The 16223-nt window shown below is 73.0% G+C and carries 12 protein-coding genes; 2 read left to right on the plus strand and 10 right to left on the minus strand.

The genetic code is table 11. The annotated features are described in order from the left end of the window. Positions 1-40: 40 nt before the first annotated feature. The 3 genes from ACWD4U_RS03975 to adhP form a co-directional block, all read right to left on the minus strand. Positions 41-4279 (minus strand): discoidin domain-containing protein, encoded by a 4239-nt coding sequence (locus ACWD4U_RS03975; protein ID WP_449787092.1) that lies wholly within the window; start codon positions 4277-4279, stop codon positions 41-43. Between the two features lie 252 nt (positions 4280-4531). Next, positions 4532-5545, minus strand: coding sequence for a LacI family DNA-binding transcriptional regulator (locus ACWD4U_RS03980; RefSeq protein WP_363449162.1), 1014 nt, complete (start codon positions 5543-5545; stop codon positions 4532-4534). 93 nt (positions 5546-5638) lie between these two features. Then, a complete protein-coding gene (gene adhP, locus ACWD4U_RS03985; protein ID WP_363449160.1) occupies positions 5639-6652 on the minus strand; it encodes an alcohol dehydrogenase AdhP in 1014 nt (337 codons plus the stop codon). Between the two features lie 305 nt (positions 6653-6957). Between adhP and ACWD4U_RS03990 the strand changes: the two genes are divergently transcribed. Continuing rightward, entirely contained in the window at positions 6958-7872 is a 915-nt protein-coding gene (locus tag ACWD4U_RS03990) for a PAC2 family protein (protein ID WP_363449158.1), read from the plus strand. Positions 7873-7967: 95 nt separating this feature from the next. On the opposite strand, the gene mshC is transcribed toward ACWD4U_RS03990, so the two are convergent. The 4 genes from mshC to ACWD4U_RS04010 all read right to left on the minus strand — a co-directional run bounded on the left by mshC (position 7968) and on the right by ACWD4U_RS04010 (position 11559). Then, positions 7968-9197: a cysteine--1-D-myo-inosityl 2-amino-2-deoxy-alpha-D-glucopyranoside ligase gene (mshC, locus tag ACWD4U_RS03995; RefSeq protein WP_363449156.1), complete on the minus strand. Its 1230-nt coding sequence runs from the start codon at positions 9195-9197 to the stop codon at positions 7968-7970. Positions 9198-9285: 88 nt separating this feature from the next. Then, a complete protein-coding gene (locus ACWD4U_RS04000; RefSeq protein WP_449787093.1) occupies positions 9286-10173 on the minus strand; it encodes an SCO1664 family protein in 888 nt (295 codons plus the stop codon). Then, positions 10143-10712 (minus strand): DUF3090 domain-containing protein, encoded by a 570-nt coding sequence (locus ACWD4U_RS04005; RefSeq protein ID WP_363449152.1) that lies wholly within the window; start codon positions 10710-10712, stop codon positions 10143-10145. Before ACWD4U_RS04005 ends, ACWD4U_RS04000 begins: the two co-directional genes overlap by 31 nt. 145 nt (positions 10713-10857) lie before the next feature. Then, entirely contained in the window at positions 10858-11559 is a 702-nt protein-coding gene (locus tag ACWD4U_RS04010) for a histidine phosphatase family protein (protein WP_363449150.1), read from the minus strand. Positions 11560-11623: 64 nt separating this feature from the next. Between ACWD4U_RS04010 and ACWD4U_RS04015 the strand changes: the two genes are divergently transcribed. Continuing rightward, complete coding sequence (locus ACWD4U_RS04015) at positions 11624-12619, plus strand: magnesium and cobalt transport protein CorA (protein WP_363449148.1); 996 nt, start codon at positions 11624-11626, stop codon at positions 12617-12619. Between the two features lie 39 nt (positions 12620-12658). On the opposite strand, the gene ACWD4U_RS04020 is transcribed toward ACWD4U_RS04015, so the two are convergent. Genes ACWD4U_RS04020 through ACWD4U_RS04030 form a run of 3 tightly spaced genes read right to left on the minus strand, consistent with a single transcriptional unit; the run spans position 12659 to position 16219 of the window. Beyond that, entirely contained in the window at positions 12659-13681 is a 1023-nt protein-coding gene (locus ACWD4U_RS04020; RefSeq protein WP_363449146.1) for a zinc ribbon domain-containing protein, read from the minus strand. Beyond that, positions 13678-14241 carry a phage tail protein gene (locus tag ACWD4U_RS04025; RefSeq protein WP_363449144.1) on the minus strand — a complete coding sequence of 188 codons (564 nt, stop codon included), beginning with the start codon at positions 14239-14241 and terminating at the stop codon, positions 13678-13680. Before ACWD4U_RS04025 ends, ACWD4U_RS04020 begins: the two co-directional genes overlap by 4 nt. 34 nt (positions 14242-14275) lie before the next feature. Beyond that, complete coding sequence (locus ACWD4U_RS04030; RefSeq protein WP_363449142.1) at positions 14276-16219, minus strand: putative baseplate assembly protein; 1944 nt, start codon at positions 16217-16219, stop codon at positions 14276-14278. Positions 16220-16223: the final 4 nt, after the last annotated feature.

A 16223-nucleotide genomic window follows, 5' to 3' on the forward strand; every position in this document is an offset into this window, starting at 1 on the left:
CGCTGTCAGGGGCGCCCGCCCTGTCCGGGGTCGGAGGGGGTTACGGGTTGACGGTGATGTGCATCGTGGACGTGGTGTTGCGGATGTCCACCGCGTTGTTGCTGAGCGTCAGGCGGTTGAAGGTGACGTCACCGACGGCCGGGCCCTGGCCCGACTCCGGCATCTCGTTGGCCCAGAGGCCGAAGCCGGACTTGGCGTCGTAGGCGTCGCCGCTCTTCTGCGCCCCGCTGATCGACACGTTGGTGAAGACGGTGTCCTTGATGGGGTTCTGCGGCTGACCGCCGACGTAGTTGGTCTGGAACATGATGCCGCTGTAGGTCGGGTCGACGATGTCCACGTCGCTGACCCGGATGCCCTGGAACACCTTGGAGGCGGAGAACACCCAGATGCCCGGGAAGGTCTGCGCGCCCCAGAAGTGGCCGCCGGCCCGGACGATGGAGATGTTCTGCAGGTTGGTCGGGTCCGTCCCGAAGCCGTTCATCGGGTAGCCGAAGTCCAGCGAGGAGATGGTGATGCCCGAGTAGCAGAGGGTGTCCGCGATGTGGATGTTGCGGAAGGTGTTGGCGAAGCCGCCGTACACCGCGACGCCCGCCGCGCGCCAGGTCAGGATCGACGTCAGGTTCTGGAAGACGTTGTTCTTCTCGTCCGCGCCGCCCGCGTCGATGGCGGAGAAGAGCGCGAAGGAGTCGTCACCGGTGGCCCGGGCCTCGTTGTTGGAGACCAGGTTGTCGGTCGAACCGTTGGTCATGTTGATGCCGTCGGCGAAGGTGTCGCGGATCCGCGAGTTGGTGATCGTCATGGAGTCCGTGTTGGCGCCCCAGTACATGCAGACCATGTGCTCGGTCCAGATGTTGTCGATCGTGATGTTCGCGACGTTGGAGAAGTCGAAGACCTTTCCGGGGCCGTCGATCCGCGAGGTGTAGTTGCCGAAGTAGGCGAAGCCGCTGAAGGTCGAGCCGTTGGCGGTCGACTCGGCGCGGAAGCCGACGTCGGTGTTGGACTGGCTGGTCGGGGCGTAGAACCGGGTGAACCACGGACCGGCGCCGATCACCTTGACGGCCTTGCCGTAGACCTGGAACTTGCTCGCGGTCTGGTAGTCGCCGGCCGGCAGGTAGACGCCGACCAGGGTGCCGGTGGTGTCCATCCGGACCTTGTCCAGGGCGTTCTGCACGTCCTGGTGCGAGAAGCCCGCCGGGACCACGTACTTGGCCGGGTCCGGGTTGGCGATCTGGGTGGCCTGCTCCAGGCTGACGAAGTCGATCGCGTACTGGCTGGTGTTCGCGGTGTCCTTCTGCAGCCTGATCTTGCTGCCCGCGTGCACCGTGGTGCCCAGCAGGACGTTCGCCTCGTCGTAGATGTGCCGCTGGCTGCCGGCGCTCGGGGTGTTGCCGGGGCTGGTCTCCGAGCCGTACAGCCAGGCGTACTTGGAGGTCAGGTCGATGGACTTCAGGAAGGTGCCGTCGACGTAGACGTTCAGCGTGGCGTTGGTGCCGTCACCGCCCGCGGCGTCCGGGATGGAGAACCGGGTGACCAGGGTGTTGGTGTCCGCCTTGGCGGTGAACTCCACCGACGCGCCGGTGTTGTTCAGGGTGACCGCCTTGCGGCCGGAGGCCTCGCCGGCCAGGTCGCCGATGGTGCGGTTGGGTCCGACCACCTGCGCCCCGCCCGCCAGGACGCCGTCCTCGGCCTCGTAGGTGTCGAACGGCATGTTGGCGCCGCGTCCGACGTACAGGGCCTGGCTGGAGGTGTTGTTGGTCTGCTTCACGGGCAGCTCGTCGGCGTCCGCGGCGATCACCGTCTTGACGGTGTAGCGGCCGTTCGCGGCGGTCCAACTGCCCAGCGAGACCGGGCTGCTGGTGGCGCCGGGGGCGAGCGTGCCGGTGTAGGCCCCGGTCAGGGTCTTCACCACGCTGCCGGTGGTGGCGTCCGTGACGGTCACCGTGATGCCGTGGCTGCCGGACGCGCTCGCCACCGTGCCCTGGTTCTTGACCGCGACGGTGAAGTTCACCGCGCTGCCCGCCGAGGGGTTGGACGGCGACCAGGTGCTGGGCGAGGCGACCAGGTCGGAGGAGGCGACCTGGCTGACCGTCAGCGGGCTGGTCAGCGCGTTGTTGGTCTCGTCCTGCTCGATGACCTGGTTGCCCTCGTCCACCTTGGCGGTCAGCTGGTAACTGCCCGCGTTCTGCGCCGGGATCTGCGCGGAGACGGTGGTGGAGGCGCCGGCCGCCACTGCGCCGACGTTGGCGCTGCCGACCTTGGTGGTGCCCAGGTAGAAGTTGACCGTGGTCGCGCCGGACGGCAGGGTGCCGGCGTTCTTCACCACCGCCGACAGGGTCGGGGTGTCGGTCTCCACCGGCGCGGCCGGGCTGCTGCCGACCGAGGTGACGGTAAGGTCCGGGTTGGCGGCGGGCACGCCGACCACCTGGAACTCGGCCGCCTGGCCGGCGGCGGCGCCGGAGTTGGCGGTGAACTTCAGCTGCACGTCGGCGACGGTCGCGCTGACCGGGATGCTGACGGTGTTCCCGCTCGCCGGGTCGAAGGTGTAGCTCTTCGCCGCCACCAGACTGGTGAACCCGGACGCGCTCTGCTCGCGGCCGAGCACCTCGATGGTCTGGGTGCGGGTCGACCACGCCGAGGCCGGGTTGAGCTTGACCACCACCGAGCTGGTGTTGGCGTTCGCGCCCAGCTGCACCCCGAGGGTGTTCGGGTAGCTGCCGCCCGCGCCCTCCCAGTAGGTGCTGGTGTCGTTGTCGTTGGCGTTGGTGGCCACGTACGTGAAGGTGTACGAGGACGCGGTGATCGGCTTGCCGGCCGCCAGGTTGGTGCCGGTGCCGCCGCCGCTGCCGTTGCGCACCACGGTGTTGGAGGCCGCGGACTGGTTGCCCGCCGCGTCCTTCGCCTTGACGTAGTACGAGACGGTCGCGGTGTCCGGCTGGCTGTCGGTGTACGTCAGCACGTTGCCGGCCACGCTGGTGCGCAGCGCGCCGTTGGCGTACACGTCGTAGCCGGTGACGCCGACGTTGTCGCTGGACGCGCCCCAGGTCAGCTTGATCTGGCCGGAGGCGGGCGAGGTGTACGCCAGGCCGCTCGGCGCGCTGGGCGCCTGGGTGTCGCCGGTCTGCCCGGTGCGGGTGACGGTGTTGGAGGCCGCGGACTGGTTGCCCGCCGCGTCCTTCGCCTTGACGTAGTACGAGACCGTCTCGCTGTCGGAGCGGCTGTCGGTGTACGTCAGCACGGTGCCGGACACGCTGGTGAGCAGCGAGCCGTTGGCGTAGACGTCGTAGCCGGTGACGCCGGTGTTGTCGGTGGCCGCGTTCCAGGTCAGCTTGATCTGGCCGGCGCCGGGCGAGGTGTAGGCCAGACCGGTGGGGGCGGTCGGGGCCTGGGTGTCGCCGGTCGCCGGACCGTACGCCTCCAGCTCGGCGAGCTGGCCGGCCGGCCAGGCGGTGTTGGCGGTGAAGGTCAGCCGCACGTAGCGGGTGGTCGCGGTCGACATGTTCAGGGTGACCGTGTTGCCGCTGGCCGGGTCGAACGCGTAGCCGGCCGAGGCCACCAGGTCGGTGAAGTTGGTGCCGTCGGTGGAGCCCTGCACCTTCAGGGTCTGGGTGCGGGCGCCCCAGCCGGACGGCAGCTTCATGACCAGCTTGTTGACCGGGACGGCCGAGCCCAGGTCGCCCTGGATCCACTGCGGGAACGCGTTGTTGACGCTCTCCCAGTAGGTGCTGGTGTTCCCGTCGCCGACGTTGGCCGCCACGTAGGTCTGGGAGTTGCCGCTGGCCGTGAAGGTGCGCCCGGCCAGCAGGTTCCCGGAGGCGGAGCTGGCGCCGTAGACCTCGAACTCGGAGATCTGGGCGGCCTGCCAGCCGGTGTTGGCGGTGATGTTGACCCGTACGTAGCGGGCGCTGGTGGCGGCGAAGTCGATCGTCACCTTGTCGCCGCTGCCCGGGTCGAAGCTGTAGCCGGTGGAGGCGGTGATGGTCGAGAAGTTGGTGCCGTCGTTGGAGCCGAGCACCTGAAGCGTCTCGGTCCGCTGGCCCCAGGAGCCGGGGAGCTTCAGCACCACCTGGTCGATCGAGGTCGCCGCGCCCAGGTCCACCTGGACCCACTGCGCGGAGGCGATCCCGTTGCTCTCCCAGTAGGAGTTCTGGTCGCCGTCGTTGACGTTGGTCGCGGTGTACGCCCCGTTCGCACTGGAGGCGGTGACCGTCTTTCCGAGCGCGAGGTTGGGGCCTCCCGCCGCCTGGGCCGCCGTGAGGAGCGGTCCAGTGATCATGAGCATTCCCAGTACGGCAGACGACGCCGTCAGCCGCACGAGTATGCGCTTCCTCATGATGTCCCTTCGCAAGGTCGAGAAGATGACAACGATCTGTCCATCTTTTGCGTGATGGCAGCCAAGAGTTACAGCGGCGCTACGGGCATGTCAACGGATCGGTCCAAGACTCCGCATACGAAAAACGGGCGGGTGCCGAAGCACCCGCCCGTTGGCGGACCTGCTGTGACGCCCCGCCAGGGGGCTTGTGGGGCCTTCCGATCAGCCTCGGTCGCGGACCGGGGCGGTCGAGCCGCGGACCACCAGCTCGGGCTCGAACAGCAGCTCGTCGTGGGTGACCCGGACCCCGGCGATCTCGCCGACCAGCAGGTCCACCACCGCGCGGCCCATCGCCTCGATCGGTTGCCGGACGGTCGTCAGCGGCGGATCGGTGCACATCATGAACGAGGAGTCGTCATAGCCGACCACCGAGACGTCGTCCGGCACCGCGAGCCCGGCCCGGCGCACCGCGCGGACCGCGCCGAGCGCCAGCGGGTCGCTCGCGCACACCACGCCGGTCACCCCCTGGCGCAGCAGCCGGGTGGTCGCCGCCTGCCCGCCCTCCAGGCTGAACAGCGCCCGCTCGACGTGCTCCTCCGGCAGCTCCAGGCCGAGCCGCTCCATGGTGGCGCGGGCCGCGGCCAGCTTGCGCTGCGAGGGCACGTGGTCGGCCGGGCCGAGCACGATGCCGATCTTCCGGTGCCCGAGCTGCCGCAGGTGGCCGACCGCCTGCTCCACCGCCACCGCGTCGTCGCAGGACACCCGCGGGAAGTCCAGGTGCTCGATCGCCGCGTTCAGCAGCACGGTCGGCAGGCTGCGCTCGGCGAGCCGCTGGTAGTGCTCGTGCGGGGCGTCGCCCTGGGCGTACAGGCCGCCGAAGAAGACCACGCCGGAGACGTGCTGCTCCAGCAGCAGGTCCACGTAGTCCGCCTCGGAGACCCCGCCCGCGGTCTGGGTGCACAGCACCGGGGTGAAGCCCTGGCCGGCCAGCGCGCCGCCGACCGCCTCGGCGAACGCCGGGAAGATCGGGTTGCCCAGCTCGGGCAGCACCAGGCCGATCAGCCGGGCCCGCTCACCGCGCAGCTGGGTGGGGCGCTCGTAGCCGAGCACGTCTAGGGCGGTGAGGACGGCCGCCCGGGTCGCCTCGGAGACGCCAGGCTTCTCGTTCAGCACCCGGCTGACGGTCGCCTCGCTGACTCCGACCTTCTTCGCCACCTCGGCAAGTCGTCGTGTCATGGGGCGAGTGTACGACAGAAAGCGCAAGCCGCTTGCGTTGGTTTGCAAAAGGAGACGGAACCGCCCGGTTCCGTCTCCTGCGTGCCCTCCGCGTCACCGCATGTCGAACACCAGCCGGGCCGAGACCTTGCCCGCCAGCACCTCCGCGAAGCACTCGTTGACCTCGTCCAGCTGCCGGGTCTCCCGGATCACCCGGGTGCGGCCGAGCTCGTGCAGCCGGAACACCTCCGCCAGGTCCTGCCGGGTGCCGACGATCGAGCCGACCACCTTCGTCCCGTTCAGCACGGTGTCGAAGACCGGCAGCGTCAACTCGCCGCCGGCGGGCAGCGCGACCAGCACCAGGGTGCCGCCGCGGCGCAGCGCGTCGTAGGCGGCCCGGAAGGAGTCGTTGCTGACCGCCAGCGAGACCGCGGCGTCCGCCCCGCCGAGCTTCTGCACCTCGGCCGCCACGTCCTGGGTGCGCGCGTCCACCACGTGGTCGGCGCCCAACTCCCGGGCCAGCGCGAGCTTGTCGTCGGTGATGTCCACCGCGACGGTCTCCGCGCCGAAGATCCGGGCGTACTGCAGCGCCAGGTGCCCGAGCCCGCCGATCCCGGAGATCAGCACCCGGGTGCCCGGCCGGGCCCCCGACAGCTTGACCGCCTTGTACGTGGTCACGCCCGCGCAGGACAGCGGCGCGGCGTCCATCGGGTCCACCCCGTCCGGCACCGGCACCACGTAGTCGCCGTGCGCCAGCGCGTACTCGGCGTAGGCGCCGTCCACCGAGTACCCGGAGTTGTGCTGCGCCAGGCAGAGCGTCTCCCAGCCGCTGACGCACTGGTCGCACCGCCCGCAGGCGTCCGCCAGCCACGGGATCGCCACCCGCTCGCCGACCCGCACGTGCGTGACCTGCGGACCGGCCGCCTCCACGATGCCCACCCCCTCGTGGCCGGGCACGAACGGCGGGCTGGGCTTGACCGGCCAGTCCCCGTGCGCGGCGTGGATGTCGGTGTGGCACAGCCCGGAGGTCTCGATCCGCACCAGCACCTGGTGCGGCGCCGGGCTGGGCACCTCGCGCTCCTCGATCTCCAGCGGCTGGGTGAAGTCCCGGACGACGGCTGCCTTCATGACGATCTCCTCACAGAGCTACCCGGATCAGGCCGAAAGGGAGGGCCCCCGCCCAGCCTCGCCGCTGCCGGCCCGAACCGCCGCTCGACGCGCCCGTCCTGACCCCGACCCTCGCCCGTGCCTGACCCGTCGTCCGACGCCGCTACGCTTGGCACTTCGCCGGCCTCGGTGCGCCGCGAGCGGGTGCGCCGACGACGGTGGTTCGCCGCGGGGTTAATACCCGCCGCGGCTCGCATCAATGACCGTAGGCTGGGCAGGTAGGGACGTGGGGCGGACGGCCCCGCCCGTCGGAGGGAGACACCCGGGTGATCGAGTTGGAAGACCTTCCCGAGTTGATCGATCCGGTGATGGTCTGCGCCTTCGAAGGCTGGAACGACGCCGGCGACGCGGCCTCGGCCGCCCTCGCCCACCTCGACGAGACCTGGGGCGGCAAGGTGTTCGCGGCGCTCGACGCCGAGGACTACTACGACTTCCAGGTCAACCGCCCCACCATCTGGCTGGACGGCGGGGTCCGCCGCATCACCTGGCCGACCACCCGGCTCTCGGTGGTCCGGGTCACCGAGCCGAAGCCGCGCGACCTGGTGCTGGTCCGCGGTATCGAGCCCAGCATGCGCTGGCGCTCGTACTGCAACGAACTGCTCGGCTTCGCCCACGAGCTGGGCGTGGAACTCGTGGTCATCCTCGGCGCGCTGCTCGGCGACACCCCGCACACCCGCCCGGTCCCGGTCTCCGGCGTCACCTCGGACGCCTCCGTGGCCCGCAGCCTCGACCTGGAGGAGTCCAAGTACGAGGGCCCGACCGGCATCGTCGGCGTCCTGCAGGAGGCCTGCGCGCACGCCGGCGTCCCCGCCGTCACCTTCTGGGCCGCCGTCCCGCACTACGTCTCGCAGCCGCCGAACCCCAAGGCCACGCTGGCCCTGGTCAACAAGGTGGAGGACCTGCTCGACCTGCGCATCCCCCCGAGCGAGCTCGCCGAGGACGCCCGCGCCTGGCAGCACGGGGTCGACCAGCTCGCCGCGGAGGATTCCGAAGTCGCCGAGTACGTCCAGCAGTTGGAGGAGGCCCAGGACACCGCGGAGCTCCCGGAGGCCTCCGGCGACGCGATCGCCCGCGAGTTCGAGCGCTACCTCCGCCGCCGGGAGAACCAGGGCCCCAAGGGCGAGAAGCCGATCACCGGCCACGCCACGGACCGCCCGAAGGACGAGGACGAGGACCAGTAGCCCGGCACGGCCTCCGCAACGGCGAAGGACCGCACTCCCGTGGGGGTGCGGTCCTTCTGCGTGGGTCCTTGGGCGTTCCGGTCCGGCGACGGTGCCTACAGGGCGACGCCCAGCAGCGCGTCCACCGTTCGCGACACCAGGCCCGGCGCGCCCTCGTCGGTGCCCCCGACCTCGTGCTGCAGCGCGGCCCAGCGGTCGACCGCGGCGAGCGCCGCGGGCGCGTCCAGGTCGTCGGCCAGGGCCTCGCGGACCTCCGCGAGCAGCGCGGTGGCTGAGGGGCCGTCAGGGCGGGAGACGGCGGCGCGCCAGGCGCTGAGCCGGGTGACGGCGCCGTCCAGGTCGGCGGCGGTCCACTCCCAGTCGCTGCGGTAGTGGTGGGCGAGCAGGGCGAGCCGGATCGCGGCGGGGTCGACGCCGTCGCGGCGCAGCGCCGAGACGAAGACCAGGTTGCCGCGCGACTTGGACATCTTGTGGCCGTCCAGCGAGACCATCCCGGCGTGCACGTAGGAGCGCGCGTAGGGGTGCTCGCCGACCGCGACGTGGGCGTGCGAGGCGCCCATCTCGTGGTGCGGGAAGGACAGGTCGCTGCCGCCGCCCTGGAGGTCGAAGCTCATGCCGAGGAACTTCAGCGCGATGGCCACGCACTCGATGTGCCAGCCGGGGCGGCCGCGGCCGAGCTCGGTCTCCCAGGCGGGCTCGCCCGGGCGGGCGGCCAGCCACAGCAGGGCGTCCAGCGGGTTCTTCTTGCCTGGCCGCTCGGGGTCGCCGCCGCGCTCGGCGAAGACCGGCAGCATCTGCTCGCGGCTGAGCCCGGAGACCTCGCCGAAGTGCGGGTCGGACTCGACGGAGAAGTAGACGTCGCCGTCGACCTCGTACGCGGCGCCGGTGGCGAGCAGCCGCTGGACCAGCGGGACGATCCACGGGATGGACTCGACGGCGCCGATGTAGTGCGCGGGCGGGAGCATCCGCAGCGCGGTCATGTCCTCGCGGAACAGCGCGGTCTCGCGCTCGGCGAGCTCGGTCCAGTCCTGGCCGGTGGCGACGGCGCGCTCCAGCAGCGGGTCGTCCACGTCGGTGACGTTCTGGACGTAGAGGACGTCGTGGCCGGCGTCCTTCCAGACCCGCTGCACCAGGTCGAAGGTGTTGTAGGTGGCAGCGTGCCCGAGGTGGGTCGCGTCGTAGGGGGTGATCCCGCAGACGTAGAGCCGGGCGGTCGGGCCGGTGGGCACGACCTCTCGGACACTGCTGGTGGCGGTGTCGTGGATGCGCAGGGGAAGCCCCTGACCGGGCAGGGCGGGAACTTCGGAGGCGGGCCAGGCGTGCATGGGACCGACTCTAACCTCGCGATCATTTGAAAGACCAACCTGTGCACAGATCGGCCGGATCCGGCTCGTCCCGGGTTTCGGATCGGTATCAGACCGGCGGCCAGGGAATAGACGGCCAGTCAGCCGACGGCAGCGGATGGCGTCCGGTGCGCAACAGCGCCGCCGTACGGGCCCGCAGCGCGTCGAGCTCGACCGCGGTCAGGTGCGGGCGCAGCCGTTCGCCGAGCGCCCCGTCCAGGTCGCGCGCCAGCCGGCCGAGCATCTCGACGGCCTCCGCGGTGAGCGCACGGTCCGCCCAGCCCCAGAGCAGGGTGCGGAGCTTGGGCTCGGCGTGGAAGGTGATGCCGTGGTCGATGCCGTAGATGCGGCCGTCGGCGGCGGGGATCCAGTGGCCGCCCTTGCGGTCGGCGTTGTTGAGGACGGCGTCGAGCACGGCGAGCCGGCGCAGCCGGTCGTCGTCGCGGTGCACCAGCAGGGCCTGGCGGCCCGCCTCGAGTTCGGCGCGGACGATCGGCAGCCAGCCGTCGGCGGGGCCGTCCAGGGGCTGCAGGTCGAGCAGTTCGGGCGCGTCGGGGTCGGGTTCGATCCACAGCTGGACCATGCCGGGCCCGGCGGGGGCCTCCGCGCGCAGCACGGTGGGCGGGACCAGCGGCCAGCCGGTGGCGGCGGCGAGGTCGTGGGCGGCGGTCTCCCGGCCGGCCAGGGTGCCGTCGGGGAAGTCCCACAGCGGGCGCTCGCCGGCCACCGGCTTGTACACGCAGGGGGCGGTGACGCCGTCCAGCGTGACGGTGCAGTACAGCACCGCGTTGGAGGCGTCGGTGACCCGGCCGTGCACCGCGAGGGCGCCGTCCCGCAGCAGGGCGAGCGCGGCGGCGGGGTCGGCGGCCAGGGCGGCGCTGGTGGCCGGGTCGGTGCCGGGCGGCTCGGCGCTCACCAGGTTCTCGCTCAGCGCCGGTAGCCGTTCGCGCGCGGGCACAGGTGGCCCTCGGGGTCGAGCGGGAGGTTGCAGAACGGGCAGGGCTTGCGTCCGGCGGCGACCAGTTCCAGGGCGCGCTTGGCGAAGACCCGGGCCATCACGCCGCTGAGCCGGACCCGGAGCATGTCGGGGCCGTTCTCGTCGTCGAAGACCGCGATCTCGTCCTCGTCGCTCTCCTCGGGCTCCTCGACGAACGCCTGCGCCTCGACCACCAGGCAGTCCTCGCGGGCGTCCCAGGCCAGCGCCATGGTGCCGACCCGGAACTCCTGCTCCAGCGGCAGGTCGAGCGGGGCGGTGTCGAGCATCTCCGCGGGGGCGACGGCGGGGATCGGGGCCTGACCGGAGCTGCGGCGCAGCGCCTCGTCGAGGACTTCCTCGATCCGCTCGGCGAGCGCGGCGACCTGGGCCTTCTCCAGCAGCACGCTGGTGATCCGGCCGCGCGAGCTGGCCTGCAGGTAGAACGCCCGGGCGCCGGGCTGGCCGACCGTGCCGGCCACGAACCGTTCGGGCTGGTCGTAGAAGTGGACCTGACGGGGCACGCTGCTCGCTCCGGATCGGGGGTTACGGGCTTCTCGATCTCACCCTACGGCCAAAGGGCCGTCCCGTGGGGCCGGGGTGGGCAGGTTCAGGACGGGTACGCGCGGCTTTCCCGCGGCACCCCGCCCACGACCCCGGACGGCACGCTCACGCGGTGCCGGTCTCGCCGCCGATCACCGCGTCGCGGCCGCCGTCGGCGCCCTCGGGGCGCGGGTGGGGGGCCAGCCCGCCGAGGGTGCCGGTGTCGCCGAGCCGCAGCAGGTAGGGGCGGTGCGGGGTGTAGCGGATCGCGGTGACCGAGCAGGGCTCGACCGAGATGCGCTGGAAGTGGTCGAGGTGCAGGCCGAGCGCGTCGGCGACGATCGCCTTGATCACGTCGCCGTGGGTGGCGGCCAGCCAGACCGCGTCGGGGCCGTGCTCGACCGTGATCTTGTCGTTCCACTCGCGCACCGCGTCGACGGTGCGGTGGCTGAGCCCGCGCAGCGACTCGCCGCCGGGGAAGGCCGCCGCCGAGGCGTGGTCCTGGACGGTGCGCCACAGCGGTTCCCCGGCCAGGTCGGCCAGCGAACGGCCGGTCCAGTCGCCGTAGTCGCACTCGCCGAGCCGCTCGTCCAGCGCGGGCGCGGCGAGCTCGGGGCGGGCGGCGGCCAGCGGCTCCAGGGTCTGCCGGCAGCGCTCCAGCGGGCTGCTGACCAGGTGCACGATCGGCACCCCGGCCAACCGCTCCGGCAGGGCGGCCGCCTGGGCCCGCCCGGTCTCGTCGAGGTCGACGCCGGGCGTCCAGCCGGCCAGGATTCCGGCCGAGTTGGCGGTGGACCGGCCGTGGCGGACGAGCAGCAGGGTGGGCATACCGCCAAGGGTACGGGGTGGGATCCCTCCCCGGACACGCCCGCTTCGCGCCACAATGGCGGGCATGATCGTGGATTGCGGCATCTACCGGGACGGAAAGCGCAGCGCGGGTCCGGACGACTTCTCGGACGCGCTGGCGGAGGTCCGGGCGGCCGGCGACGGCTTCGTCTGGATCGGCCTCGCCGACCCCACCGAGCAGGAGTTCGGCCACGTCGCCGACGAGTTCGGGCTGCACCCGCTGGCGGTCGAGGACGCGGTGACGGCCCATCAGCGGCCCAAGCTCGAGCTGTACCAGGACTCGGTGTTCGCGGTGCTGAAGACCGCCGCCTACCACCCGGAGAGCGACTCGGTCTCGATCGGCGAGCTGGTGGTCTTCCTGGGCGACTCGTACGTGCTGACGGTGCGGCACGGGCCGGAGAGCCCGCTGAAGAACCTGCGCGCCGAGCTGGAGGGCCAGCCCGACCTGCTGCGGCACGGTCCGGCGACCGTCCTCTACGCGGTCTGCGACCTGGTCGTCGACCAGTACCTCGACGTCGCCACCGAGCTGCAGACCGACCTGGACGAGCTGGAGGCCGACATCTTCTCCCCCGGCCGGGTCCGCGGGGCGGCCGAGCGGATCTACAACTTCAAGCGCCAGGTGGTGAACTTCCGCCGGGCCACCGCCCCGCTGATGGAGCCCGCCCTGCGCCTCACCCGCGGCACGGCGGCCGCCGAGGTCAAGGTTCCGTACGTCCCGCAGGAGCTGCGCCCGTACTTCCGCGACGTCGCCGACCACCTGGCCAAGGTCAACGAGGCGGTCGAGAGCCTGGACCGCCTGCTCTCCGACATCCTCTCCGCGAACCTCGCCCAGGTCAGCGTCCAGCAGAACGACGACATGCGGAAGATCTCCGCCTGGGCCGCGCTGGCCGCCGTCCCCACCATGATCGCCGGCATCTACGGCATGAACTTCGAGCACATGCCGGAGCTCCGCCAGCCCTGGGGCTACCCGGCCGCCCTGCTCCTGATGGGCGCCGTCTGCGTCGGCCTGCACCGCCTCTTCAAGCGGGCGGGCTGGCTGTGAGCGGCCGGGGCGGGTGGGTGCCCGCTCCCGGCGGCCGGCTCACTGGGCGCCGCGCTTGAGGGTGAAGAACTGCAGCTCGCGCACGGCCAGCGCGTGGCCCTGCTGGCCCGGGTAGACGTCCTCGACGGTGACGGTCACGGTGGTGACGCCGTGCAGGTTCAGCCCGCGGGTCTGGAAGTCGGCGGCGTCGTCGAAGGTCAGCTCGACGGCGGGGTGGCCCTCGGCGGCGATCCAGAGGCGGTGCAGCCGGGGCTGCCCGCGGAAGCCGGGCGCGGGGACTCCGGACAGCAGGCCGAGCTGGTCGAGGTCGACGGGGGCCGGGAAGGTGACGGTGAGGACCGCGCCCACGCCGTCCTTGGGGGTGCCGACGGACCAGTAGCTGTCCCCGATCCCGTCCACCGCCAGGGCGCCGCCGTGTCCCGGGTCGGCGGCCGAGCCGGTCGCACCTGACGGGGTGTCGGGCACGTAGTGGCGCGTCAACTCCGATTTCGCCGTGCCCGTCAGACGGGTGACCTGGTCGATCGCCCAGTGCCGCGCCGGGCTGAGGCTGAGTCCGGCCAGGCTGGCGAGCACCAGCAGCGGGGTCAGCCGGCGCACCGTGGTCATGGTCGGGCGGCGGAACCAGCGGCGTCCGCCGGTGCCGGGCGCGGCCGGGCCGGAGGTCTCGTGGCGCCGGAAGCCGCCCGGCCGCTCGCCCGCCGCCCGGCGGCCGTGCCGGGCGAAGACCCGCCGCCACCAGGCGGCCCGCGGCCCCGCCTCGCCCGGGTGGCCGCGCAGCGGCTGGCCGCAGGCCCGGCAGAAGGTGCGGCCGTCGGGGTTGACCACCCCGCAGGACCAGCAGTACGGACCGGTGTACTCCGGCTCCTCGGCGATCGGTTCCGGGGTCGGCCGGACCGCCTCGGCGTCCGGCTGCCGGGCGATCCGGCCTGCTCCCCCGGCCGCACCGGACCGCTCGGCCGGCGTCTCGACCGCCTCACCCGCCCACGCCAGCAGGGCCCCGCAGGACCCGCAGAAGTCGTCCCTGGACGGCGCGGCGTTGCCGCACTCCCGGCAGACGATCATGATTCCACCACCATCTCGATCCGGACCTGGTACTGCACGGGCACCGCCGCCCTGGCCGCGGCCATCACCTCCGCGCCGTCGACGGCGTTCGACGCACGGACCCGGACGCGGACCGTCCCGCCCGCCGCCGGGACGGCCGCGGCGCCGGCCACCCGGGCCCACACCACGCCGCCGGGTTCCTCCAACTCGACCTGTTCGACCGGCACCCGGGCGGCCCGGGCGACCGCCTCGCGGACCCCGGCCGGGGTGCCGCGCCGGTCGTGGGCGGCGACCGCGTCGGCCACCAGCTCCGGCAGCCGGTCGGCCGGGGCCCGCAGCTCGGCGGGGTCGAGCCCGACCAGGCCGCCGAGCCAGCCGAGGAAGTCGGCCGGGGCGAGCCGGGGGTCGAGGTAGGCCGGGAAGCAGTCCAGGGCGGCGGCGATCGGCCCGAGGAGTTCGTCCAGCGCCTCGCACCAGAGGACGAAGACCGGGTCCTCCTGGTAGACCGCCGGGGTGATCGGGGCGAGCCGGTGCGGCAGGCCGAGTGCGCCCGGGCCGGCCTCGTTGATCGGACCTCTCATCGCGGGCCACCGCCCGCGCCGCGCCGACGCACCGTCATGGCCGCACCTGCACCTGGTGGTCGTAGGAGAACGGCAGCACGTCCGGGCCGATCGCGACGTGCTGCCCGGCGGCGCCGCGGGCGCCGGTGACCGGGTCGGCCTCGTACAGCCGGGCGTCCTCGACGTGGCCGAGGCCTTCCACCTCGGCGAGCGCGGCGTGCACGTCGCCGAGGGTGACCGGACGGCCGAACGGCCAGCCGGCGCCGTCCGGCCCGCCGAGCAGCGGGTGGAGGCGCAGGTAGAGCCGGGCGAGGGCCGCGGTGCGCAGGTCCTCGGAGTCGTGGCCGGGCCGCGGGCGCAGCAGGACGGCCACCGTCACGCCCTGGTAGCGGGGCGGTTCGAGGACCACCCGCACGCCCACCAGGCGGCGGGCGTCCAGTTCGGCGGCGACCCGGCGCAGCAGGGCCTCGTCGGGGGTGAGCAGCGGGAAGGGGATGCGGCCGGGGCTCGCGGCGGCGGCGTCCGGCACGATGAGCACCCGGACCGGGTCGGTGGGCTGCGCCGGGGGTACGCAGCGCACCCGGGCGCCGGGGCCGGCCGCCTCGGCCGCGATCGCCTCGAAGTCCTCGGCGGTGACCGCCCGGCCCCGGGACCGCAGGGTGCGTGCTGCCCGCATCTTCGCCTCCTCGACGGTCTCGGCGTCCCGGCCGCCGGTCGCGGGCCGCCGGTTGGTCACCGACCTGACGAACGGGATGGGCGAGCGGAGCACGCTCAGCGCCCCGGCCGCGAGGTTGCCGGCGGCGCCGCCGCCGACCCAGTAGCCGGTCAGCCGCAGCATCGCGCCCTCCGGCGGGATCCGGCCGAAGGCGCGGACCGTGCCGTCGCCGGCCCGGACGGCGGGGCCGAGTTCGAGCTCGCCGGTGCTCTGGTCGAGGGTGTAGTGCGGGTCCTCGCGCCGGCTGTCGGCGAAGCCCGCGACCCGGGTCCACGGCTGCCAGCCGTCGCCGTCGGACACCTCCAGCAGCGGGAGTTCGGGCCCGTCGAGCACGGGTCGGCGGGCGAGCGGGTAGTGGGCGCCGGGTCCGCCGGTGGCCTCGCCGAGCAGGTCGGTGTCGACCCGTTCGGCGTGCACGGCCGCGGTGGTGCCACCGAGGCAGGCCGCGCTGAGCCGGGACAGCACGGGGGTGCGGCTGTACGGCGGCCGGTCGTCGTCCGGCTCGGTGACGACGGCGCGCAGCCAGGCCGCGCGGACGCCGTTGAGCAGGCAGCCGGCGTGCGCGGCCGGCAGGTGCAGCAGGATGTCACCGGGCCGGTTGAGGCCGCCGGTGCCGTCCTCCTCGAGCTCGCACTCGGTCCAACCGGCCGGGGTGTAGGCCTCCCAGCGCAGCGGGGGCCGGTCCGGGAGCACGCCGATGCCCTCGATCCGGCTGTCGGTGCGCAGCAGGACCAGGCCGGCGGGCGCGGGCGCGGAGAGCCCGACGTAGAGCCGGTCGCCGGGTCGGGGGACCGGGGAGAAGCAGGCCGCCTCCTCGTCCCGGGCGAGGGTGGGCAGCAGGTCGCGCAGGTCGTTGTGGCCGGCCTCGACGGCGCGCAGTTCGGTGAGCCGGACGGACGGGATGTCCAGGTCGCGCAGGGTGGTGAAGCCGACGACCTGCTCCCCGGGGGTCCGCCGGGTGGCGACGCCGGTGCGGGCGGGCACCCGGACGGCGCTCGGGCGGGGTGCGGTGAGCCGGAAGGTCACGTCGCAGGTGGCGGCGGACGGCGGGCGCAGCGTGATGCCGAGCAGGTCGAGGAACTTGCGGTGGTGCCGCTCGGGCACCTGGTTGAGCCGGTAGCCCAGCTGGTCGGCGATGGTCGCGACGGCCTCGATCAGGGTGATGCCGGGGTCGTGCACGTTGTGGTCGGTCCAGGCCGGGAGGCGGCGTTGGACGAGGCGTTTGGCGTCGTCGACGAAGTCCTGGAAGCGCCGGTCGTCCAGGTGCGGCGCGGGCAGCGGCATCGGG

The sequence above is a fragment of the Kitasatospora sp. NPDC002522 genome, assembly GCF_053595195.1.